This is a genomic window from Bacteroidota bacterium (assembly GCA_020161395.1).
In the GTDB taxonomy this organism is placed as follows: domain Bacteria; phylum Bacteroidota; class Ignavibacteria; order Ignavibacteriales; family Ignavibacteriaceae; genus UTCHB3.
Map to the genome: position 1 here is coordinate 30,216 of JAIUOE010000007.1, position 22,845 is coordinate 53,060.

General features: G+C 43.5%; 20 protein-coding genes and 4 tRNA genes. All 24 read left to right on the top strand.

Features of this window, described 5'->3' with window-relative positions; all coding sequences use genetic code 11:
* The first annotated feature begins 233 nt into the window (after nt 1-233).
* The 24 genes from LCH52_11860 to rplB all read left to right on the top strand — a co-directional run bounded on the left by LCH52_11860 (nt 234) and on the right by rplB (nt 22,834).
* Nucleotides 234-659: a peptidylprolyl isomerase gene (locus LCH52_11860; protein MCA0389178.1), complete on the top strand. Its 426-nt coding sequence runs from the start codon at nt 234-236 to the stop codon at nt 657-659.
* 69 nt (nt 660-728) lie between these two features.
* Nucleotides 729-3,749, top strand: a complete 3,021-nt coding sequence (locus tag LCH52_11865; protein MCA0389179.1) for a T9SS type A sorting domain-containing protein — start codon at nt 729-731, stop codon at nt 3,747-3,749.
* A 151-nt stretch (nt 3,750-3,900) separates the two neighbouring features.
* A tRNA-Tyr gene (locus tag LCH52_11870) sits at nt 3,901-3,984 on the top strand.
* Nucleotides 3,985-4,001: 17 nt separating this feature from the next.
* Nucleotides 4,002-4,073, top strand: a tRNA-Gly gene (locus tag LCH52_11875).
* 60 nt (nt 4,074-4,133) lie between these two features.
* Nucleotides 4,134-4,206, top strand: a tRNA-Thr gene (locus LCH52_11880).
* Nucleotides 4,207-4,230: 24 nt separating this feature from the next.
* Nucleotides 4,231-4,380: a 50S ribosomal protein L33 gene (rpmG, locus tag LCH52_11885; protein MCA0389180.1), complete on the top strand. Its 150-nt coding sequence runs from the start codon at nt 4,231-4,233 to the stop codon at nt 4,378-4,380.
* Nucleotides 4,381-4,386: 6 nt separating this feature from the next.
* Nucleotides 4,387-4,459, top strand: a tRNA-Trp gene (locus tag LCH52_11890).
* 23 nt (nt 4,460-4,482) lie between these two features.
* Nucleotides 4,483-4,665, top strand: coding sequence for a preprotein translocase subunit SecE (gene secE / locus LCH52_11895; protein ID MCA0389181.1), 183 nt, complete (start codon nt 4,483-4,485; stop codon nt 4,663-4,665).
* An 8-nt stretch (nt 4,666-4,673) separates the two neighbouring features.
* Nucleotides 4,674-5,207: a transcription termination/antitermination protein NusG gene (nusG, locus tag LCH52_11900; GenBank protein ID MCA0389182.1), complete on the top strand. Its 534-nt coding sequence runs from the start codon at nt 4,674-4,676 to the stop codon at nt 5,205-5,207.
* A gap of 31 nt (nt 5,208-5,238) precedes the next feature.
* On the top strand, nt 5,239-5,664 hold the full coding sequence (rplK, locus tag LCH52_11905; protein ID MCA0389183.1) for a 50S ribosomal protein L11: 426 nt from the start codon (nt 5,239-5,241) through the stop codon (nt 5,662-5,664).
* Between the two features lie 11 nt (nt 5,665-5,675).
* Nucleotides 5,676-6,368: a 50S ribosomal protein L1 gene (gene rplA / locus LCH52_11910; GenBank protein MCA0389184.1), complete on the top strand. Its 693-nt coding sequence runs from the start codon at nt 5,676-5,678 to the stop codon at nt 6,366-6,368.
* A 72-nt stretch (nt 6,369-6,440) separates the two neighbouring features.
* Nucleotides 6,441-6,962, top strand: coding sequence for a 50S ribosomal protein L10 (gene rplJ, locus LCH52_11915; GenBank protein MCA0389185.1), 522 nt, complete (start codon nt 6,441-6,443; stop codon nt 6,960-6,962).
* Between the two features lie 35 nt (nt 6,963-6,997).
* On the top strand, nt 6,998-7,375 hold the full coding sequence (gene rplL, locus LCH52_11920) for a 50S ribosomal protein L7/L12 (protein MCA0389186.1): 378 nt from the start codon (nt 6,998-7,000) through the stop codon (nt 7,373-7,375).
* Nucleotides 7,376-7,513: 138 nt separating this feature from the next.
* The gene (gene rpoB / locus LCH52_11925) at nt 7,514-11,290 is read left to right on the top strand and encodes a DNA-directed RNA polymerase subunit beta (protein MCA0389187.1); all 3,777 of its coding nucleotides are present in this window, start codon (nt 7,514-7,516) and stop codon (nt 11,288-11,290) included.
* A 41-nt stretch (nt 11,291-11,331) separates the two neighbouring features.
* Nucleotides 11,332-15,573 (top strand): DNA-directed RNA polymerase subunit beta', encoded by a 4,242-nt coding sequence (gene rpoC / locus LCH52_11930; GenBank protein ID MCA0389188.1) that lies wholly within the window; start codon nt 11,332-11,334, stop codon nt 15,571-15,573.
* 212 nt (nt 15,574-15,785) lie between these two features.
* The gene (rpsL, locus tag LCH52_11935) at nt 15,786-16,172 is read left to right on the top strand and encodes a 30S ribosomal protein S12 (protein MCA0389189.1); all 387 of its coding nucleotides are present in this window, start codon (nt 15,786-15,788) and stop codon (nt 16,170-16,172) included.
* Nucleotides 16,173-16,178: 6 nt separating this feature from the next.
* The gene (rpsG, locus tag LCH52_11940) at nt 16,179-16,646 is read left to right on the top strand and encodes a 30S ribosomal protein S7 (protein ID MCA0389190.1); all 468 of its coding nucleotides are present in this window, start codon (nt 16,179-16,181) and stop codon (nt 16,644-16,646) included.
* A gap of 25 nt (nt 16,647-16,671) precedes the next feature.
* Complete coding sequence (gene fusA / locus LCH52_11945) at nt 16,672-18,771, top strand: elongation factor G (GenBank protein MCA0389191.1); 2,100 nt, start codon at nt 16,672-16,674, stop codon at nt 18,769-18,771.
* 39 nt (nt 18,772-18,810) lie between these two features.
* Complete coding sequence (tuf, locus tag LCH52_11950) at nt 18,811-20,016, top strand: elongation factor Tu (protein ID MCA0389192.1); 1,206 nt, start codon at nt 18,811-18,813, stop codon at nt 20,014-20,016.
* 74 nt (nt 20,017-20,090) lie between these two features.
* Nucleotides 20,091-20,399, top strand: coding sequence for a 30S ribosomal protein S10 (rpsJ, locus tag LCH52_11955; protein ID MCA0389193.1), 309 nt, complete (start codon nt 20,091-20,093; stop codon nt 20,397-20,399).
* Nucleotides 20,400-20,416: 17 nt separating this feature from the next.
* Nucleotides 20,417-21,040, top strand: coding sequence for a 50S ribosomal protein L3 (gene rplC / locus LCH52_11960; GenBank protein MCA0389194.1), 624 nt, complete (start codon nt 20,417-20,419; stop codon nt 21,038-21,040).
* A gap of 12 nt (nt 21,041-21,052) precedes the next feature.
* Nucleotides 21,053-21,697 (top strand): 50S ribosomal protein L4, encoded by a 645-nt coding sequence (gene rplD, locus LCH52_11965; protein MCA0389195.1) that lies wholly within the window; start codon nt 21,053-21,055, stop codon nt 21,695-21,697.
* Complete coding sequence (rplW, locus tag LCH52_11970; protein ID MCA0389196.1) at nt 21,698-21,988, top strand: 50S ribosomal protein L23; 291 nt, start codon at nt 21,698-21,700, stop codon at nt 21,986-21,988. It begins immediately after the preceding gene.
* A 21-nt stretch (nt 21,989-22,009) separates the two neighbouring features.
* Complete coding sequence (rplB, locus tag LCH52_11975) at nt 22,010-22,834, top strand: 50S ribosomal protein L2 (GenBank protein MCA0389197.1); 825 nt, start codon at nt 22,010-22,012, stop codon at nt 22,832-22,834.
* The last annotated feature ends 11 nt before the right edge of the window (nt 22,835-22,845 follow it).

A 22,845-nucleotide genomic window follows, 5' to 3' on the forward strand; every position in this document is an offset into this window, starting at 1 on the left:
ATACATTATTTATACCATTTTGTCGAAATAAGGTAAAATTTAAGATTTTATAAGATTATTTTGGGTGTCATTTCTATCGAGTCGAGTTGGTGTCATTTCTATTGTGTTCTTACTGTAAAAAATGTGACGAGGGAAAAAATTGTGAAAGAAGGAGTTCTTTATTATATTACCTCGTGGTTTCAAAGATAATTTGAGACCGGTTTCGCTAACTTCAAATATGAAAGAGAATAAAAATGGCTTCAATTCAAAAAGGTTCACTCGTGACGATGCATTATACCGGCACCTTTGCAGACGGCGAAGAATTTGAGACATCGTACGGTAAAGAACCACTCGTTTTCAGGGTTGGTAACAATGAAATCATCCCCGGATTGGAGCTTGCAGTCCTTGGGATGGAAGTTGGTGAGAAAAAGGATGTGGCAGTTCCCCCTGAGCTTGGTTACGGTGAATATCGTGACGCTCTGGTGGTGGAGGTGCAGAGAGCCCAGTTGCCCGATATGGAGGTGGAACTTGGAGACCGGTTGGAACTCGATGGAGAAAATGGTGAAAACATAATCATGACAGTAATAGAATTGAATGATGAAACCATTACTCTTGATGCCAACCATGACCTTGCAGGAGAAATCCTGAACTTCGCAATAGAAATTGTGGAAGTTAAGTAGGAATTTATCATCTAATGTCCCGGGCGTCCGCAGGTGGACCCCCGAAAATTAAACCGGGAGGAAAACGCCATGCTTTTCAAGTATTTGAGTTTTATAAACATTTTCGTAGTATCTTTGCTTTGGGCACAAACAAACCCTGTAACCTTTTATCCGGCAAGTGATACACTAAACCACAGGTCCGGCGAGATAGTTGCTTTAACCGGCAATCAGTATTTGGCACTTCATTCGGAACATTTCTATCCCGGCAGGGTTCAATATTTCCTTTCGAAAAGCAGCAATTCAGGAACTACCTGGGGCACTCCTTCACTTCTCTTTGATACAACAGTTTCAACCCTGTCAGCGGAAGACAGTCTTTCGGTTCCGTTTCTTGTAAAAACTGCAAACAACCGGATGCTGGCAATTTTCAGAGTCGGAGGAGGAGTTTATAAATATAAAATCTCTGATGATGGAGGAAACAACTGGGGAATCAGCAGATATTTGAAACTCTATAATGGAATATCCGTCGAAAGTCAGCTTAAAATTACATCGGCGATTTACAACGGTGGCAATGAGATAGTGCTCGGGATATCACAGAATCAGAATTCAATCGGGTTTTCAAAAAGTACGGATAATGGAATCACTTTTTCCCAGTATCAGGTTCTGACAACAGGCGGGTTTTCCAATCCGACACTTCTTCCGTCGGGTAACGGTGACATGATTCTTGCTTGTCAGGAAAAAAATGTGGCGAACAGGAAAATAATGTTGATGAAATACACTGCTTCCACAGGTCAGTGGAAGGACACCACCACTGCACTCTCCTCAGTTGATGAGATCAGAAATCCAAAATTTTATAAAGACTCGCAGGGGAATCTCCACATCTTTTACCGTCAGGTCAGGTACACGATCGGTGCATTCAGAAATTCTGATTTTTTCAGGATTTCAAGTACCGATAACGGGGTTAGCTGGCAGTCACCCGTTCAATTGACAAAATATGCCGGTGATGATGCTAATCTGAACATCAATCCTCAATCTGTGTCGCCTGACATTGTTTTTTCCAGTTTGAGGTCGTCCCCGACAGGGAAAACAAGACTTTGGTGGGGGAACGGTCTGACAATGGGTGATAATGAAGCACCTCCTGTAATCTTCTCAACGAAAATGCTGCCTGCCGTGCCTGCCCTTGGTGATTCGATATTTTTCCTCGTGTATGCCGGTTATCATCTTTCGGGTCTGAACGGGAAAATAAGGGGCACACTAAACGAAGTACCTGTGGAATTTAACCTTTATGATGACGGACTTCATAACGATTCCACAGCCGGTGACGGTATTTTCAGAGGATTTGTAAAAGTTGCTTCACCCGGGGATTTCGGCAGGTTGAGTGTCCTGATGAACGGCGGGACTAATTATCTTTCATCTGCTGATTTTACATTTGCCTTTTTGATTGATGGAGTAAAGGTAATGGACAGTTTTACAACGGGAGCTTTGTGGGTACCTTTTGACAGAAATGGCGTAATCGGAGATGTCAGCATAGACGGTAAATCTTCGATCAGATATGATTCGATCCCCATCATTTTTTCGAATGGTTTTTCACTTTCGGGATTCAAAGACGGGGCAGTCTGGTCTGCGAGTGTGATGTCCGCATCGAGAATTGACGATTATCAAACAGGACCTGTGGGTTCACAACCGGAAGATCCCCGAAATGGAATTTACCGGGTGGCAGCAGAGGATTCGGCATTCGGGGCAAGCTGGCAGGTTTGGAAGTATGCGGTTCAGTCAGGTGCAAGATACTGGGACGGAAATCAAAACGGGATATATGATCCAATTGATCTGAACAATAACGGAATTTGGGAACCAAACGAGGACATGCCCGAGATTTTGGGTGAAATCTCATATTATTGTGTCTATAACGATGCTGTCCCGAGAGATCGGAGAAGATTCTCAGAATATCCTTCGGGGATAGAAGTGAGACAGACTGTTTACGCGTTTCCAAATTCCCCTTCGTATGCAGTTAGGGATGCAATATTTATCCGGTATGAAATTGTAAACAAAGGGACTGTTACGCCGAATATTCCCGGAGCAATTTTTTCTGCATGGAGCGACACCGATTTGGGTGATTATGTGGATGATCTTTTCGGAACTGATACGATAAGAAACAGCAGTTATATCTGGAACGAGGGACCTGACGGCTCTTTCGGTGTGAATCCTCCCGCCGTCTTTCAGACAATATTGTTTGGTCAGCCTGTATTTATTCCCGGGATATCATTTCAGGATATGAACGGAAACAATATTTATGATCCGGGTTTGGATATTCCTCTTGATACCGCCATTGTTCCGATGGGGAGACCCTTCCAAAATAAAAGAATCCCGGGAGCTTCGAATCTGGGAATGACATCATCACAGCATTATATCGGGTCGCACCCGACTCACGGGGATCCGACTTACTCCTCTGAACTGCGAAACTACCAGAAGGGAAGACAAAAGACCGGTTCCGTGATCGATCCCTGCACATGGCCCTTCGGGCAGTTTTATGGCGGGGTTCCCTGCAGCACCGCTTCAAAGATATTTATATACTCGGGTGAGCCTGTGACAAACACGGGGTGGTTGAACAATACTCCCACCGATCAGAGAAGCTTAGCCAATTCGGGACCATTCGACCTGAGAGCAGGTGATACCATAACTTTTCACAATGCAATAGTTGCAGGCAGGGGAACGGATCATTTAAATTCGATCACGGTAACCAGGGCAAGAATCGATCAGATATTCCAGCATTTTGGTGCGAAATACCACTATTACCCGACAGGTATTGAGAAAGATGAGACTTCTGTGCCCGGGGAATTCAGGTTGTGGCAAAATTATCCCAATCCCTTTAATCCTGAAACAGTGATAAAATTTTCGCTGAAAGAAAAGAGCATCGTTTCTTTGTCGGTTTATAACATCGCCGGTCAGAGGGTTACAGAACTGTTATCGGGCGAAATGGAAAAGGGTTTTCACGAAAAAAGATTTGACGGTTCAAAGTTTTCGTCCGGCGTTTACATATTCAGGCTAAATGTGCAATCACCGGAAAATGGGAACACAGTTTACACTCAGACGGTGAAATCAGTGTTGTTGAAGTAGTTTTTTTTAGTTGTCAGTTATCAGATTTGATTTATTAGTTGAGGAGAAGAAAATAATTTAAAATTATTTCACTTGACTGCTTGCATTTAAATTAAAAAAATCTTACTTTAGAAGTCCCTTTCAGAAAAATTCTGGAACGGAATCGATAGTTGGGCGGACGCCGAAGTTGGAGAGTCGGGGCGGACTGTAAATCCGTTGGCTTACGCCTTTGGGGGTTCGAATCCCTCGCCGCCCACAAAAGGATGGAGAATTGCGGGAGTAACTCAGTGGTAGAGTCACAGCCTTCCAAGCTGTTGGTCGCGGGTTCGAGTCCCGTCTCCCGCTCTGAGACAAAGCAATGAAAGTGAGCCATTGGCTGCTTTCATTTTTTTTATGTTTAATTAAGCTGACGTAGCTCAGTTGGTAGAGCACATCCTTGGTAAGGATGAGGTCATCGGTTCAATCCCGATCGTCAGCTCAACTTTTTATTTAAGGTAGAGATATGAGAGACATAATCACCCTGGAATGTACTGAATGTAAGAGAAGAAATTACTCTACAACGAAGAACAAAAGATTACATCCTGCCAGAGTAGAATATAAAAAATATTGCCGCTGGTGTAACAAGCCGGTAGTTCACAAAGAGACTAAATAATCCAATACGCTGGTAGCTTAATTGGCAGAGCAGCGGTCTCCAAAACCGCAGGTTGGGGGTTCGATTCCCTCCCAGCGTGCTTAAACAGTCCGAAAGTCCACAATGAAACAGAAAATAATTAAGCTATACGAAGATATCATCAAAGAGATGAAAAAAGTAACCTGGCCGACCCGGGAAGAGCTGAAGAGTTCCACTCAGGTAGTCGTAGCCTCGTCGCTTGTTTTTGCCGGTTTATGTTTCGTTATTGATAAAGGAATATCATTCCTTTTCAGCTTTTTGTATTAAGGAGCAAAATGGAACACAGATGGTATGTATTGCAGACCCTTTCAGGTCATGAAGCCAAAGTAAAAGGCTTGATTGAGCTGGGAGTCCGTGATAATACAAAACTTGGTGAGAAGATATCTGAAGTATTGCTTCCCCAGGAAAAGGTTTACGAGGTAAAGGACGGTAAAAAGAAAAGCAAAATCAGAAGCTTTTTACCGGGCTATATTCTTATTTGTGTAGATCTCGACGCTCAGGTTAAGGATTTTATAAACAACACACAGTCGGTTATAGGATTTTTAGGCGGTAAAAACCCCGCTCCTCTTCGCGATGATGAAGTAAAAAGAATTGTCGGCAGAGTGAAGCAGGAAGAGGATCTCGAAAGATTGGATACTGTATTCAGAACGGGAGATACAGTTAAGATTATTGATGGCCCGTTCAACAACTTCTCGGGTTCAGTGGAAGAAGTAAATGAGGAGAGGATGAAAATAAAAGTTCTCGTCTCAATCTTCGGAAGAAAAACCCCGGTCGAAATCGATTTTGTGCAAGCAGAATTGGTACATTAAAAAAAAACTTTATAATTAACAGGTCTATAAAATGGCAAAAAAGATAACCGGATATATAAAACTCCAGATTCCCGCAGGAAAGGCAAACCCGTCTCCACCGGTAGGGCCAGCCTTAGGTCAAAAGGGCGTGAACATAATGGAGTTTTGTAAACAATTTAACGCCAGAACAGCCGGCCAGGATGGATTGATCATACCAGTTGTGATTACTGTCTTTTCCGACAAGTCGTTTACATTCATTACCAAAACCCCTCCGGCTGCAGTTCTTTTAATAAAAGCTGCAGGCTTAAAGGGAGGATCAGCCGAACCCAACAGAACCAAAGTAGCAAAAGTTACCAGGAAACAGGTTGAGGAAATCGCTCAATTAAAAATGCCCGATCTTAATGCTAACACACTCGAAGCAGCCGCATCAATGGTTGCCGGTACTGCCCGTAGCATGGGCATCACGGTTGAAGGATAAGGAAGCTGAAAATGAAAATATCAAAAAGATACAAATCAGTATTGGCGAAAGTCAATGTAGATAAAGAATACACAGTTGCTCAGGCAATTGATGTTCTTAAAGGTGCATCAAATGTAAAATTTGTTGAATCACTTGAATGTGCACTCCGTCTCGGTGTCGATCCAAGACACGCAGACCAGATGGTTAGAGGCACCGTATCACTTCCGCACGGAACAGGTAAAACTGTGAAGGTGCTTGTTGTGGCACAAGGTCCAAAGATTCAGGAGGCACTTGATGCAGGTGCCGAGTATGCAGGTTTCCAGGAATACCTCACAGCGATCGAGAAAAATGAAGTTCCCGATGTTGATGTGGTAATCGCTACCCCTGATGTTATGGGACAGCTTGGAAAATTCGGTAAGATACTCGGACCAAAAGGTCTCATGCCTAACCCAAAAAGCGGTACAGTTACCATGGATGTAGCAAAAGCCGTAAAGGAAGTGAAGGCAGGAAAGATCGATTTCAGAGTTAACAAACAGGGTATCATTCATGCTGCGGTTGGAAAATTAAATTTTACCACCGAACAACTTGAAGAAAATGCCAAAGCACTGATCAATCAGGTTAACAAACTGAAACCTGCAGCAGCCAAAGGTACCTACATGAAGAGTGTATTTCTCTCTTCAACGATGGGTCCCGGCTTAAAGATAGCAAAAGAAGAACTTAATTAAAGTTTATTACGCACAAACAAAACGAACTGCTTCTATACCGACGAGGTATAAACAAACTGATTCGGGAGTTAAATGAACAGAGAACAAAAAGGTGAAGTCATTGCGGAAATCGTAGAGCTTCTAAACGATTCTACCGCTATATATCTTACTGACTACACCGGAGTTGATGTGGCTCAGATCTCCAAACTCAGAAATGAGTTCAGGAAAGAGGGCGTTGTATATAAGGTTATTAAAAACACCTTGTTCAAACGCGCTCTTGTAGAGTCAGGAAAATATCCCAAACTTGCTGAGAACATGGTCGGAATGACAGGATTTGTATTCGCTTTCGATAATCCTGTAGCACCTGCCAAGATCATCAAAAAATTCAATGATGATACTCAGAAATTCGGGTTAAAAGCCTGTTACATCGAGACACAGTACTATTCCGGCGAACAGTTGGATGTGTTGGCAAAACTGCCGACAAAGGCAGAAATTATAGCAGGTATTCTTGGCAGCATCAATGCGCCTGCTTCAGGTATCGTTGGCACACTCAATGCGGTCATGAGAGACCTCGTTAGCGTTATCGATGAAATTGCCAAAAAGAAAGCTGCATAATTTTTTAGAAAAAATTTAAAAATGGAGAACTAAAGATGTCAGAGAAAGTATCTCAGTTAGTAGAATTAATCAAAGCTTTAACCCTTGTTGAAGCTGCTGAATTGAAGAAAGCACTCGAAGATGAATTCGGTGTTACCGCTGCCGCCCCTGTAGTTATGGGTGCTGCTGCTCCAGCCGAAGCCGCTGCTGTGGTTGAAGAGAAAACAGAATTCGATGTTATTCTTGCAGAAGCAGGCGCTAACAAGATTGGTGTTATCAAAGTTGTTAGAGCTCACACAGGATTAGGTTTGAAAGAAGCTAAAGACCTCGTGGAAGCAGCTCCAAAGCCGGTTAAAGAACAGGTTTCAAAAGACGAAGCTGAAAAAGTCAAAAAAGAGCTTGAAGAAGCCGGTGCAAAGGTAGAATTAAAGTAATTTATCAATTTACTTTTATTCCTTAACCTGATTTTTGAGTGATAAGACGATAATCATCGTCTTATCGCTTTTTATTATTTATGTTCAGATCATGATTGCTAGCAGACGATTTGACAAAACAACTTTGAGGTTATTCAATTGAACAATGACAGAATTACCTTCGGTAATATAAATTCCGTACTGGAAATTCCGGATCTCCTTAGCGTTCAAAAGGAGTCCTTTTTTGATTTTTTACAGATGGATGTTGCCCCCTCCGAACGAGAGAACAAGGGCTTACAGCAAGTTTTTACAAGTAATTTTCCCATCCTGGACAATCCCGACAATCACAAGGCAAAATACCGCCTCGATTACAACGAATATTATATAGAGAAACCAAGATATTCCATCCAGGAGTGCAGAGAAAAAGGTTTAACCTACTCGGCGAGCATTAAAGCAAAGCTGACTTTATCATCCAAGGATCCTGACACAGGCGAGTGGGTAAATTCAGTGCAGCAGACGGTTTACCTCGGTACACTTCCATTTATGTCAGATCAGGCAACTTTTATCATCAATGGTGCGGAGAGAGTTGTGGTTTCACAGCTTCACCGTTCACCCGGCGTTGCTTTTTCACAGACGGTTCACCCCAACGGAACCCCGTTATATTCAGCAAGGATTATTCCTCTGAAGGGGTCATGGGTCGAGTTTACCACTGACATTAATTATGTACTCAATGTCTATATCGACAGAAGAAAAAAATTCCCCTCAACCACACTTCTAAGAGCTCTCGGTTACGAAATCGATGACGAAATCTTAAGCATATTTGAATTATATGAAACCATTGACCTGAACGAAACCGATCCAGAATCGCTTCTTTCAAGGAAAGTGGCAACTGAAGTGTTTGATACCAATACCGGTGAAATCTTCCTTAACCGTAACGATATTATCGATGAGGAAGCAGTTGAGATGATCAGAAATTCGGGTGTTGAGTCGATCAATTTGATCAGAACCGACCTGAACCTCGATCAGAATCTTATTTTAAATACTCTGGAAAAAGATACTACCCACAGCAAGGATGAAGCTCTTCTTTCAATCTACAGACAGTTGAGAACAGGTGAAGCACCTGATGTTGAAACTGCTGCCGGACTGCTTGAGAAGACCTTCTTCAATGACAAGAGATATGATCTCGGCGAAGTGGGCAGACACCGTATGAATGACAAGTTGAATCTTAAGGGTATTATCCCTGACGATTTGACAGTTTTGCACATTCAGGATTTCATTGAAATTATGAAATATATCATCAAGATGAAAGATGAAAACGCTGCATCGGACGATATAGATCATCTTGGAAACAGAAGAGTAAGAACCGTGGGTGAGCAGCTTCAAATGCAGTTCAACACAGGTCTTGCAAGAATGGCAAGAACAATTAAAGACAGAATGTCGATCAGAGATGCAGAAGGATTTGCACCTCAGGATCTTGTAAATGCCAGAACCATCAGCAGTGTAATTACATCGTTCTTCGGAACAAACCAGCTCTCACAGTTTATGGATCAGACAAATCCACTCTCGGAGTTAACTCACAAGAGAAGAATGTCTGCTTTGGGACCAGGCGGTCTTACCAGAGAGAGAGCAGGGTTTGAAGTTCGAGATGTGCACTATACTCATTATGGTCGTCTCTGCCCGATTGAAACCCCTGAAGGTCCAAACATCGGTCTTATTTCCTCACTCACGATTTTTTCGAGAGTAAACAAATTCGGATTTTTGGAAACTCCATACCGTGTTGTAAAAGACGGCATAGTTTCTTCAGATGTGGTATATCTTACTGCAGAGCAGGAAGACATGTACACCATCGCTCAGGCAAATGCTCCGATCGACGGGAACGGAAAGTTCGTAAGAGAAAGAGTTAAATGCCGCAGAAAAGGTGATTTCCCGATTGTGCATCCACAGGAAGTCGAGTTCATGGATGTGGCGCCAGCGCAGATTGTAAGTGCTGCTGCAGCTTTGATTCCATTCCTCGAGCATGACGATGCCAACCGTGCTCTCATGGGTTCGAACATGCAACGCCAGGCTGTTCCTCTGATAAAACCTGAAGCTCCACTCGTAGGAACAGGTCTCGAAGGAAGGGTAGCCCGGGATACAAGATCGGTAATAGTGGCTCAGGAAGATGGAGAAGTGGTTTATGTTGATGCCGATAAAATAGTTGTCGACTATAACATCGATCCTCTCTCATTTGAGGCTCTTACCGAGTTCAACGAAGTAAAGACTGTAACCTACAAGCTTATTAAATTCTCCGGTACCAACCAGGAAACCAGCATCACTCAGAGACCCATTGTTAAAATCGGACAAAAAGTGAAAAAAGGTGATGTTCTCGCAGATGGATTTGCCACAGATCAAGGTGAACTTGCTCTCGGCAGAAACATTCTGGTGGCATTCATGCCCTGGAGAGGTTACAATTTTGAGGATGCTATCATCCTCTCTGAAAAACTCGTTATGAACGATGTTTTCTCGTCGATACACATCGAGGAATTCGAACTTCAGGTTCGTGAGACCAAGAGAGGTGACGAGGAGCTTACCCGTGAAATCCCTAATGTTAGTGAAGAAACTGTAAAAAACCTCGACGAAAACGGTATCATCAGAATTGGTGCCGAAGTCAAGGAAAGTGATATCCTCATTGGTAAACTGACTCCGAAAGGGGAATCTGATCCAACACCTGAGGAGAAACTACTAAGAGCTATCTTCGGTGAAAAAGCCGGTGAAGTAAAAGACGCTTCACTTCGCGCAACTCCCGGACTAAGAGGAACGGTTATCAAGACCAGACTCTTCAGCCGCAGAAGGAAAGACGCCGAATCCAAAAAACTCGAGAAAAAACTTTCCGAGGAACTGGAAATTAAATATTCGAGAGAGAAAATCGCGCTTCGCGACAAGATGATTGACAGACTTGCCAAAATCTGCGAAGGAAAGAAAACTCTCGGTGTAAAAGATGAACACGGAATCACGGTTATCAAGTCAGGCACTGTCATCGACCGCTCTGTTTTGGAGACCGTTGATACAATCGAGAGACTTGATGACAAGCTTGGCTGGTTTGAAGATGAGAGATCGAATGAGTTCGTAAGGGCTCTGATGAAAAATTATCTCAGAAAGCTTGCCGATGTTGATGAAGATTACAAACGCGAAAAGCAAAAAATACAGATTGGTGATGAACTTCCACCGGGAATCATTCAACTGGCAAAAGTTTATGTTGCCAAAAAGAGAAAGATTTCCGTGGGTGACAAGATGGCGGGAAGACACGGAAACAAAGGTGTCGTTGCCAAAATTGTTCCTCAGGAAGACATGCCCTTCCTCCCGGATGGCACTCAGGTTGAAATGATCCTGAATCCTCTCGGCGTACCTTCCCGTATGAACCTTGGTCAGTTGTATGAAACTGCACTGGGGTGGGTTGGCAAGAAACTTGGTGTCAAGTTTGCCACACCGGTATTTGACGGTGCCGAAGTGAAAGATGTGGATGGTTACCTCGAAAAAGCCGGTCTGCCTGTCGGTTGTAAAACCGAATTGCATGATGGCAGAACAGGTGAGCCTTTCGATCAAAAAGTTACATGTGGATATATCTACATGCTTAAATTGAGTCACCTTGTCGATGATAAACTTCACGCAAGGTCTATCGGACCATACTCGCTTATTACACAGCAGCCACTCGGGGGTAAAGCCCAGTTTGGTGGTCAGAGATTTGGAGAAATGGAAGTGTGGGCTCTCGAGGCTTACGGTGCTTCACATATTCTTCAGGAAATTCTCACAGTAAAAAGTGATGATGTAGCCGGCAGAACCAAAGTGTATGAGTCGATTGTTAAAGGTGAAAATATTCAAGAACCGAATGTGCCCGAAGCATTTAATGTACTCATTAAAGAACTTCAAGGTTTAGGCCTTGATGTCGACATTGAGTAGTTAAATAATTTGCAAACAGATACTCGGAAGGAGTTTTTTATATGTCATTAAGATTGCCGGAAAATGTAATAAAAGATGTTAATTCTATTACTATTACATTGGCGAGCCCCGATGATATACTTGATAGATCCCATGGCGAGGTAACGAAACCTGAAACCATAAATTATAGATCGTTCAGACCTGAAAAGGACGGGCTTTTCTGTGAGAAAATTTTCGGGCCCACGCGTGACTGGGAGTGTTACTGTGGCAAGTATAAAAGGATCAGATACAAAGGTATCATCTGCGACAGATGCGGTGTTGAGGTTACTCAGAAGAGTGTACGAAGAGAAAGAATGGGCCATATAGGTCTTGCCGTTCCCGTAGTACATATCTGGTTCTTCAAATCGCTGCCATCGAAAATTGGAAATCTTTTGGGCTTCAGCTCAAAGGAACTTGAAAAAATAGTTTATTATGAGTCTTATGTAGTTATGAATCCGGGACCAACAGGTCTCAGGGTAAACGATCTCATAACCGAGGATCAGTATTCAGAAATCCAGAAATCATTACCTGTTGGAAATGATAAACTGGCTGATAATGACCCGAATAAATTTTATGCCAAAATAGGCGGGGAAGCAATCCGCGAGCTTCTGAAGAACCTCAATGTAGAGGAGAAATTCTATGAACTCAAAGATCAGCTCAGCCGCGAAGGCTCACAGCAGAAAAAAGAAGAATTACTTAAGAGACTTAGAGTAATTGAAGCTTTCCGTACGAAGGAAGACAAACTTGAGAACAAACCTGAATGGATGGTTCTCAACTACATTCCTGTGATTCCACCCGAGTTGCGACCTTTGGTTCCCCTCGAAGGTGGAAGGTTTGCCACAAGTGATCTCAACGATCTCTACAGAAGAGTAATCATTCGTAACAACCGTCTCAAGAGATTGATTGACATTAAGGCTCCCGAAGTAATTCTCAGAAATGAGAAAAGAATGCTTCAGGAAGCTGTTGATGCCCTCTTCGACAACTCAAGACGCGGTTCTGCGGTAAGAAGTGATAACAACAGACCGTTAAAATCGTTGAGCGACATGCTCAAAGGTAAACAGGGTCGTTTCCGCCAGAACCTCCTCGGAAAAAGAGTTGACTACTCCGGCAGATCGGTTATCGTTGTGGGTCCTGAACTGAAACTTCATCAGTGCGGTCTCCCTAAAGACATGGCGTACGAACTTTTCAAACCTCTTATCATCAGGAAGCTGATCGAGAGAGGGCACAACAAAACCGTTAAGAGTGCCAAGAAGGTAGTCGAGAGAAAAGATCCAATTATTTGGGAAATTCTCGAAAAAATTATCGACGGACATCCAGTGATGCTGAACCGTGCTCCCACGCTTCACCGTCTTGGTATCCAGGCATTCCAGCCAAAACTCATCGATGAGAAAGCCATCAGGCTCCATCCGATGGTTTGTACCGCTTTTAACGCGGATTTTGACGGTGATCAGATGGCTGTGCATGTGCCTCTTTCAGATGAAGCCAAGCTTGAAGCACAACTTCTTATGCTTTCGAGCCACAACATCCTTTCTCCACAGAACGGAAGCCCGATTGTTGTTCCTACACAGGATATCGTATTGGGTGTTTACTATCTGACCAAAAAGAAAGATGGCGATCTCGGCGAAGGAATGGTTTTCAGCAATGATGAAGAGGTGGAAATAGCCTATAACAACAAAGTAGTCGGTCTCCATGCCAAGATCAAGGTAAGAATTGACGGCAAAATGATCGAAACCACTGTTGGAAGGGTTATCTTCAACAAAATTGTTCCCAAAGAAATGGGATTCTATAACCAGTTGCTCGTGAAGAAATCATTCGGTGCATTCGTAAACCTTATGTTCATGAGGCTTGGAAATAAAGTAACTGCCAGGTTCCTCGATGATTTGAAAGATCTCGGTTTCACATTCGCCATGAAGGGTGGACTTTCCATCTCCTTTAGTGATCTTGTGGTTCCCGCAGAAAAAGAATCGATTATCGGCGAAGCCAACAGAAAAGTTGAGCAGGTACTTAACGAACATGAAAACGGTTTTATCACAGATACCGAGAGATACAACAAGATCATCGATATCTGGACACACGCAACCAATGATGTTGGCAAGGTTCTTATGGAGAAACTCAGAGAATCGAACCAGGGATTCAACCCCATTCACATGATGGTTGACTCGGGTGCGAGAGGTTCTTCGGAACAGGTTCGCCAGCTTGCAGGTATGCGTGGTCTTATGATGAAACCTCAGAAATCACTTACCGGTCAGGCAGGTGAAATTATCGAGAACCCGATCATAGCCAACTTCAAAGAAGGTCTTTCGGTACTCGAATACTTCATCTCCACTCACGGTGCCCGTAAAGGTCTTGCAGATACAGCTCTTAAAACAGCAGATGCCGGTTACCTTACGAGAAGGCTCGTGGATGTTGCCCAGGATGTGATTATCACCCAGATTGACTGCGGTACCATTCTTGGTATCGAAATCTCCGCTCTTAAAGAAGCCGGAGAAGAACGCGAACCGCTCACCGAGAGAATTGTCGGTAGAGTTGCCCAGGGCGATATTTACGATCCAAGAACCGATGAACTGATTTGTGAAAACGGTTTAATGATTACAGAAGAAATCGCCGCCGTCATCGAAGACGCCGGACTCGATTCTGTCTATATCAGAACAGTACTTACATGTGAAGCTAAACATGGTGTCTGCGCCCATTGTTATGGAAGAAACCTTACAAACGGCAAACTCGTTGAAATTGGTGAAGCTGTGGGCGTTATTGCTGCACAGTCAATCGGTGAACCGGGTACACAGCTTACACTCAGAACTTTCCACCTTGGTGGTACCTCTGCCCGTATTGCGACACAATCACAGGTTGATACACCTGTTGAAGGTATTGTAAGATACAACAGAGTAACATTTGTTGAGAAAGATTCAATCTTCGGAAAAGTAAAAGTGGTTACCGGACGAAGAGGAATCGTTGAAATAGTTGACAATAATGAAATTCTTCTCAGGAAGTTTGATGTTCCCTACGGTGCAGAACTGCTCGTGGATGAAAATCAAAAGGTAAGGAAAAAACAACCCCTTTACTACCATGATCCTTATAATGCTCTGATTCTTTCAGATATCACCGGTGTAATCAAGTTTGTCGATCTTATCGATAAATTTACATACGAGCAGATTACTGATGATCAGACAGGCCATGTTCAGAAGGTTGTGATCGAACCTAAGGACAAATCTCTCTCACCATCCATCGTTGTAGAAAACGCTGATGGCGAAAAGAGATCGTTCAACATCCCTGCAAAAGCCTTCCTCTCTGTCGAAGAGGGTCAGGAAATACCTGCAGGTACAATTCTTGCCAAGATAGCCAAGCAGGCTTCGAAGACACGGGATATCACCGGTGGTCTTCCAAGAGTAACCGAGCTGTTTGAAGCAAGAAATCCGCAGGATCCTGCAATCATCGCAGATATCGAAGGTGTTGTATCGTTCGGTGCGAAGAGAAAAGGTACCCGTGAGATTATCGTAACCGCTGTTGACAAGTCTGACGAGAAGAAATACAATGTACAGATTAGTAAACACACACTCGTGCAGGAAGGTGATGAAATACCTGCCGGCGAGAAGATTATAGATGGTCCGGTTGATCCGCATGACATCTTGAGAATCAAAGGTACAAACGCAGTACAGGAATACCTCGTAAACGAAATACAGGAAGTGTATCGTTTGCAGGGTGTTAAGATCAACGACAAGCATATCGAGGTAATTGTGCGTCAGATGCTTCAGAAGATCAAAGTTGTGCAGCCGGGTGACACCAGATTCCTCGAGGAGGATGTTGTTGACAAAGCCGAGTTTATGGAAGAGAACGAAAAAATGATCGAGTCAGTTATTGTAACCGACGCCGGTGGTTCTATTCTTAAACCCGGACAGCTCATCTCCAGAAAGAAGTTGTCTGAGATTAATCTGGAACTCAAAAAGAGAAGCAAACCGGAAATTCAGTATCGTGACGCTGAACAGGCTACTTTCGATCACATGTTGCTCGGAATTACCAGAGCCGCGCTCGAAACTGAAAGTTTTATCTCTGCCGCTTCATTCCAGGAAACCACAAAAGTACTGGCAAACGCAGCGATTCAGGCGAAGAGAGACACCCTTAGAGGATTAAAAGAGAATGTTGTAATGGGTCGTCTTATTCCGGCCGGAACAGGATTGAGAAAATACCGTTCACTCATCGTAAGAGATGAGGATGAAATGGCAATGGAAGCTTTGGAGAACGAAGCAGCCAAAATACCTTCAATCTGACATATTTTTAAGGGTCCCCGGAATGGATCGGGGACTCCCTCCTTTACTGATACCCCTCGGAATGGATCGAGGGTGTTGCTTCTGAGCAATTCAGAAGCCATAAAATAGTTTTATTTTTTAAAGTCAAGTGAAAAACCTTGACAATTAATTTATTTTATCCTATATTTGAAGTCTGAATTTTTTTAAGTTTTGGACAAAATCAGGAGTTCATTTTGCCTACAATCAATCAGTTGGTGAGGAAAGGTCGTAAGATCGTGCTTTCAAAAAATAAAGCACCGGCCCTTTCTGCCTGTCCTCAAAAAAGAGGGGTTTGCACCAGAGTTTACACAACAACTCCGAAGAAACCAAACTCGGCATTACGCAAAGTTGCGAGAGTTAGACTAACTAACCACATAGAAGTCTCAGCCTATATACCCGGCGAAGGCCACAATTTGCAAGAGCACTCGATCGTTTTGATCAGGGGCGGCAGGGTTAAAGACCTTCCCGGTGTCAGGTATCACATCATTAGAGGAACGCTCGATTCCAATGGTGTATCTGACAGAAAACAGGGAAGATCCAAGTACGGAGCCAAGAGGCCCAAACAACAAAAAGGCAAGTAATCAGTTATGAGAAAAAAGAGAGCACCAAAAAGATATATAAAACCAGATCCAAGATTCGGTGATCATTCGCTGGCTAAATTCATAAATGCAATTATGGAAGATGGTCACAAGGAAACCGCAAGAACTCTGGTATATGATGCTTTTACAATAGTTGAAGAAAAAACTTCGAAACCGGGAATTGAAATCTTCAAAAAGGCGATTCAGAATTGCCAGCCCGTAATTGAAGTGCGCAGCCGCAGAGTCGGTGGAGCTACCTATCAGGTTCCGATGGAAGTCCGCCCTGAAAGAAGAATGGCTCTTGCTATCAGATGGATAAAAAAATATGCAACTGACAGAAAAGACAAATCGATGGCAACAAAGCTCGCAAACGAGTTTATTGATGCATCGAACAATCAGGGCAACGCAATAAAGAAAAAAGATGATACCCACAGAATGGCCGAAGCCAACAAGGCTTTCGCTCACTTCAAGTGGTAGTGATTAAAAAGTAACAGAATAGATAATGAGCAAAAAGACACCTATAGATAGAGTTCGTAATATCGGAATCATGGCACACATTGATGCCGGTAAAACGACAACGACTGAAAGGATACTGTATTATACAGGCCGTTTGCACCGGATCGGCGAAGTACATGATGGTGCTGCGACTATGGACTGGATGGAACAGGAAAAGGAAAGAGGCATTACCATCACAAGTGCTGCAACCACATGTTTATGGAATGACCACCAAATAAATATTATTGATACCCCCGGGCATGTCGACTTCACAGTTGAAGTTGAGAGATCGCTCAGAGTACTTGATGGAGCAATAGCTCTGTTTTGTGCTGTAGGCGGAGTTGAACCACAGTCTGAGACTGTGTGGAGACAAGCTGATAAATATGGTGTTCCAAGAATCGCATTCATCAACAAGATGGACAGAATTGGCGCCGATTTTTACAACGCACTCGAAATGATTCGTGAACGGCTCGGAGCAAACGCCATTCCACTGGCTCTGCCTATCGGTGCCGGAGATATCTTCGCAGGGGTAATTGATCTTATTGAATTCAAAGCCATAATGTATCATGATGATTCACTTGGAAAAGAATTCGATATCATCGAGATTCCTAAAGATCTTATAGAGATTGCACAGAAATACAGAACCGAGATGCTTGAGGCTGTCTCTGATGTCGATGATACCCTTTTGGTTAAATACCTTGACGGGGAAGAGATATCAGCCGCTGAAATAAGAACGGTTCTCAGAAAAGCTACAATTGATAATGTTATTATACCGGTTTTGTGCGGTGCCTCCTTCAAGAACAAAGGCATTCAGATGCTTCTTGATTCGGTAATCGATTTTCTGCCGTCACCAAAAGATGCAGCCAAGATTGAAGCCCACCACATCGGCATTAATGACCAGGTAACAAGAAATGTTACCGAAGACGAGAAGTTTACAGCGCTTGCATTCAAGATCATGAACGATCCTTATGTAGGAAAGCTGACCTTCTTCAGAGTTTATACAGGTAAACTTGAAGCCGGATCGTATGTTTATAACTCCGTATCCGGGAAAAAAGAAAGAATCAGCCGTTTGTTGCAGATGCATGCCAACCACCGTGAGGAAATTACACAGGTAAGGGCAGGCGACATTGGAGCAGCAGTCGGGCTTAAGTTTACAAGAACCGGTGATACCCTTTGCAGTGAAGATGATCCTGTGGTTCTTGAAAGAATGGTATTCCCTGAACCTGTAATTCAGATTGCCATTGAGCCCAAAACAAAAGCTGATCAGGATAGACTTTCTGAATCTCTTTCAAAACTCGCTGATGAAGATCCGACCTTCAGAGTCCATGTTGACGAAGAAACAGGACAGACCATCATCGCCGGCATGGGTGAGCTCCATTTGGAGATTATCGTTGACCGTCTTAGAAGAGAATTCAAAGTTGACGCAAATGTAGGCAAGCCACAAGTGGCTTACAGAGAGACTATTACTGAAAGTGTTGAAGCTGAAGGTAAATTTGTTAAGCAGTCCGGTGGTAGAGGTAAATTCGGTCATGTATGGCTCGAAGTCAGCCCCAACGAACCCGGCAAAGGTTTCGAATTTATCAACGGTATCGTCGGTGGAGTTGTTCCTAAAGAGTATATCCCTGCAGTTTCTGCCGGTGTTCAGGAAGCAATGCGTAATGGTGTTGTCGCCGGATATCCAATGGTAGATATAAAGGTGAGACTTTTTGACGGCTCATATCACGATGTCGATTCCGATGAAATATCATTCAAGGTAGCCGGTTCGATGGGCTTCCAGATTGCAGCTAAAAAAGCCAAACCTGTTATATTGGAACCAATAGTAGCGGTTGAAGTGGTTTCTCCCGAAGAATATCTCGGAGATGTCATGGGCGATCTGAACTCGAGAAGGGGAAGAATCGAAGGATTCTCAGCCAGAAAAGATGCTCAGGTAATCAAGGCTAAAGTTCCTCTTTCGGAAATGTTCGGCTATGCAACAGTTCTCAGGTCGATGACCCAGGGACGCGCAATATACACTATGCAGTTCTCGCACTATTCTGATGTGCCTAAATCAATTGCTGAAGAGATATCGGAAAAATCTTCCGGTAGAAGATCAGCTTCAACTGTCTGATAATTAAACCAAGCAGAAAAATTAATAGGAGATAAGCAGATGGCCAAAGAAAAATTTGACAGGTCTAAACCGCATGTCAACATTGGAACCATCGGTCATGTTGACCACGGAAAAACAACTTTGACAGCCGCCATTACGATGGCATTAGCAAACAAAGGCTTGTCGCAGGTTAGAACATTCGATTCTATCGACAACGCCCCTGAAGAAAAAGCAAGAGGTATAACAATCGCTACTGCGCATGTTGAGTACTCGACAGAGAACAGACACTATGCGCATGTTGACTGCCCGGGTCACGCGGATTATGTAAAGAACATGATCACCGGTGCTGCTCAGATGGATGGTGCCATCCTCGTTGTTGCTGCAACTGACGGACCGATGCCACAGACCAGAGAGCACATCCTCCTCGCAAGACAGGTTGGTGTTCCCCGTATTGTAGTGTTCCTCAACAAAGTTGACATGATGGAAGATGAAGAACTTCTCGAGCTCGTGGAAATGGAACTCAGAGAACTTCTCCAGAAGAATGAATTTGATGGTGACAACACACCAATCGTTAGAGGATCAGCTCTCCAGGCTCTCGAAGCCGGCGCAAGCAACGCTCCAACAGATGATGAAAGATACGGCTGTATCTGGAACCTCATGGCAGCAGTTGACGAGTGGATTCTTCTCCCTGAAAGAAGTGTTGACAAACCATTCCTGATGCCGGTAGAGGATGTTTTCTCGATCACAGGTCGTGGAACAGTTGCTACAGGTAGAGTTGAAAGAGGCGAAATCGAGCTTGGAAAAGAAATCGAACTCGTAGGCCTTGGCCAGCACAAGAAAACCGTTATCACCGGTATCGAGATGTTCAGAAAAGAACTTGATAAAGCTCAGGCTGGTGACAATGCCGGTATCCTTATGCGCGGTGTTGGTAAAGATGAAATCGAGAGAGGAATGGTACTTGCTAAACCAGGATCGATCACTCCTCACACCGAATTCGAGTGCCAGGTTTATGTACTTTCGAAAGAAGAAGGTGGCCGTCACAAACCATTCTCGAATGGCTACAGACCACAGTTCTATTTCAGAACAACAGATGTGACCGGCGTAGTAACACTTGAAAACGCTGACGACATCGTAATGCCTGGTGACAACAGGTCAATGAGAGTTAAACTGATCTCCGAGATCGCTATGGAAGAAGGACTCAGATTCGCTATCCGTGAGGGTGGAAGAACCGTGGGTGCCGGAACCGTAACCAAGATCATCGAGTAAGAGAATCTTTATTGCATCACAGACGGGGAGGGTATCCCTCCCCTTTTGTGTCTTAAAAAACGAGGAAAATCAAAGTGGCCGGTAAGAAAATTAGAATTAAGTTAAAATCGTACGATCATATACTTATAGATAAATCGACCGAAAAAATAATTAAAACAGTTAAAAGTACGGGAGCTTCGGTTTCCGGTCCGATACCGTTGCCTACCCGTAAAACGATATACACGGTATTACGATCACCTCATGTCGATAAAAAATCGCGTGAACAATTTGAGACCCGTACACACAAAAGAATTATAGATATCCATAATTCTAGCGCTAAAACAATCGATTCTTTAGGTAAACTAGATATCCCTGCCGGAGTTGACATAGAGATTAAACTCTAAGGGATTGCGGAGAATATATGTTAGGAATACTTGGTAAAAAAATTGGAATGTCTGCTATATTTGACGATAATGGCAACAGAATACCTGTGACCATCATCGAGGCAGGCCCCTGCACCGTAACTGATGTAAAAAGTGTTGAAATCAACGGCTACAACGCAATTCAGTTAGGCTTTGGTCAGGTTAAAGAGAAAAATTTGACCAAACCGGTCTTAGGTCACTTCAAAAAGAACAACCTCGAGCCGGTGCGTCATCTCAGAGAATTCCGCGTAGATTCCGTGGCAGAGTATAAAGTGGGTGACAGCATTGATCTCGGTATCTTTACTGTTGGAGAGAAGATAAAAGTCTCCGGCAAAAGTAAAGGTAAAGGATTTCAGGGCGTTATGAGAAGGCACGGTTTCGGTGGAGTCGGCGGAACGACACACGGTCAGTCTGACAGGTTAAGAGCACCCGGTTCTATTGGTGCATCATCTTATCCATCCAGGGTTTTCCCGGGTCAGAGAATGGCAGGAAGAATGGGAAATGATAATGTCTCGGTAAGAAATCTTCAGGTCATTAGAATCATCGCAGAGAAAAACATAATTTTAGTTAAGGGCGCTGTTCCGGGTGCCATAAATTCAATTGTAGAGTTATACAAAAAATAGTTCAGGTTAGAAATGTTAGTCGATGTTTATAAAACAGACGGTACAGTCTCCGGACAGGTAGAATTGAATGATGGAGTTTTCTCGGTAGAACCCAATCATCATGTACTCTACCTCGCTTCCAAAGTGTATCTTGCCAATCAAAGACAAGGTACTCATAAAAGCAAAGAAAGAGGCGAAATTAGAGGCGGCGGCAAGAAGCCTTGGAGACAAAAAGGAAGAGGCGGAGCGCGTGCCGGTACAACCAGATCACCATTGTGGGTGGGTGGCGGAAGAATCTTTGGCCCAAAACCAAGAGACTACCGGTTAAAAGTGCCGCGCAAAGTTGCGATGCTCGCAAAGAGATCTGCTCTTTCGCTCAAGAATTCTGAAGAAAGATTGGTTGTTGTAGAAAACTTCACATATGAAGCACCCAGAACTAAAGACTTTGTTTCTTTGCTCCAGGCTTTAAAACTTGATGGTAAAAAGGTTCTTGTTCTTACTTCTGAACACAATGAGAATGTTTACAAATCAGGTAGAAATATCGAGAGAGTAAAAGTTCTAAGTGTAAACAGTGTTTCTACATACGACATATTGAATAGCCAGGTATTGCTCCTTCAGTCAGGAGCGGTAGAATATTTTAACAATACTTATTCTAAAGAAAAGGCAGCGGCTGAGTAGATGAAAGAAGTATTAGTAAAGCCACTATACACTGAAAAAAGCGTTAAGATGCTTTCCGCCCGCAAATACGGGTTTGAAGTAAGCTGGAGCTCGAACAAAATTGAGATAGCGAACGCGATTGAAAAAAAGTTCGGTGTGAATGTAATATCGGTAAACACAATTAAAAACAGAGGCAAGGTAAAGACATCTTTCAGGAAAACCGGAAGGTTCACCGGAAAAACGCCTCGGTTCAAGAAAGCCTATGTTACTCTTAAACAGGGCGATAAGATTGAATTATTTGAACAAGCTTAGAAGCAGACCGGAGTTTGAGCAATGGCAATAAGAAAATATAAGCCCACTACACCCGGGACGAGATTTAGATCGGTTTCAGATTTTGCTGAGATTACTAAATCGACACCGGAGAAGTCTTTACTTCTTCCGTTGGACAAGTCGGGCGGTAGAAACAATCATGGCCGCGTGACTTCAAGACACAAAGGCGGTGGGCACAAAAGACAATATAGAATAATTGACTTCAAGAGGAACAAATTTGGTGTACCCGCAAAAGTCTTTTCTATTGAATACGATCCAAACCGTACCTGCAGAATAGCACTGCTCCACTATGAAGACGGTGAGAAAAGATATATTCTTGCTCCCGCTGGTATCAAAGTTGGTCAGAAGGTAACCTCTGGTCCGGGATCTGAAATTAAAGTTGGTAACGCACTCCCTCTCAGAGAGATCCCTGTGGGAAGTTTTATTCACAATGTTGAATTAAAACCGGGTAAAGGCGGACAACTTGCAAGAAGTGCCGGATCATCCATACAGTTAATCGCAAGAGAAAAAGAGATGGCCACTTTAAAACTCCCTTCTGGTGAAGTAAGAGTGGTAAGAGTCGAATGCATGGCAACCTATGGTACAGTCGGAAATTCAGATCATGAAAATATAAGTTTAGGAAAAGCCGGCCGCAACAGATGGCTGGGCAGAAGACCGTTAAGCAGAGGCGTTGCCAAGAATCCGGTCGATCACCCGATGGGTGGTGGAGAAGGAAAGACTTCAGGCGGTGGTCACCCTGTTTCACCATGGGGTCAGGCTGCTAAAGGTCTGAAGACCCGTAAACGGAAAAATCCTTCCAACAGATATATTGTTAAACGCAGAAAGTAGTAGAGAGTAAG

Excerpts from the sequence above, each read along its gene's own strand:
- LCH52_11860 (MCA0389178.1), top strand. The coding sequence starts at position 234 with ATGGCTTCAATTCAAAAAGGTTCACTCGTGACGATGCATTATACCGGC.
- LCH52_11865 (MCA0389179.1), top strand. The coding sequence starts at position 729 with ATGCTTTTCAAGTATTTGAGTTTTATAAACATTTTCGTAGTATCTTTG.
- rpmG (MCA0389180.1), top strand. The coding sequence starts at position 4,231 with ATGAGAGACATAATCACCCTGGAATGTACTGAATGTAAGAGAAGAAAT.
- secE (MCA0389181.1), top strand. The coding sequence starts at position 4,483 with ATGAAACAGAAAATAATTAAGCTATACGAAGATATCATCAAAGAGATG.
- nusG (MCA0389182.1), top strand. The coding sequence starts at position 4,674 with ATGGAACACAGATGGTATGTATTGCAGACCCTTTCAGGTCATGAAGCC.
- rplK (MCA0389183.1), top strand. The coding sequence starts at position 5,239 with ATGGCAAAAAAGATAACCGGATATATAAAACTCCAGATTCCCGCAGGA.
- rplA (MCA0389184.1), top strand. The coding sequence starts at position 5,676 with ATGAAAATATCAAAAAGATACAAATCAGTATTGGCGAAAGTCAATGTA.
- rplJ (MCA0389185.1), top strand. The coding sequence starts at position 6,441 with ATGAACAGAGAACAAAAAGGTGAAGTCATTGCGGAAATCGTAGAGCTT.
- rplL (MCA0389186.1), top strand. The coding sequence starts at position 6,998 with ATGTCAGAGAAAGTATCTCAGTTAGTAGAATTAATCAAAGCTTTAACC.
- rpoC (MCA0389188.1), top strand. The coding sequence starts at position 11,332 with ATGTCATTAAGATTGCCGGAAAATGTAATAAAAGATGTTAATTCTATT.
- rpsG (MCA0389190.1), top strand. The coding sequence starts at position 16,179 with ATGAGAAAAAAGAGAGCACCAAAAAGATATATAAAACCAGATCCAAGA.
- fusA (MCA0389191.1), top strand. The coding sequence starts at position 16,672 with ATGAGCAAAAAGACACCTATAGATAGAGTTCGTAATATCGGAATCATG.
- tuf (MCA0389192.1), top strand. The coding sequence starts at position 18,811 with ATGGCCAAAGAAAAATTTGACAGGTCTAAACCGCATGTCAACATTGGA.
- rplC (MCA0389194.1), top strand. The coding sequence starts at position 20,417 with ATGTTAGGAATACTTGGTAAAAAAATTGGAATGTCTGCTATATTTGAC.
- rplD (MCA0389195.1), top strand. The coding sequence starts at position 21,053 with ATGTTAGTCGATGTTTATAAAACAGACGGTACAGTCTCCGGACAGGTA.
- rplW (MCA0389196.1), top strand. The coding sequence starts at position 21,698 with ATGAAAGAAGTATTAGTAAAGCCACTATACACTGAAAAAAGCGTTAAG.
- rplB (MCA0389197.1), top strand. The coding sequence starts at position 22,010 with ATGGCAATAAGAAAATATAAGCCCACTACACCCGGGACGAGATTTAGA.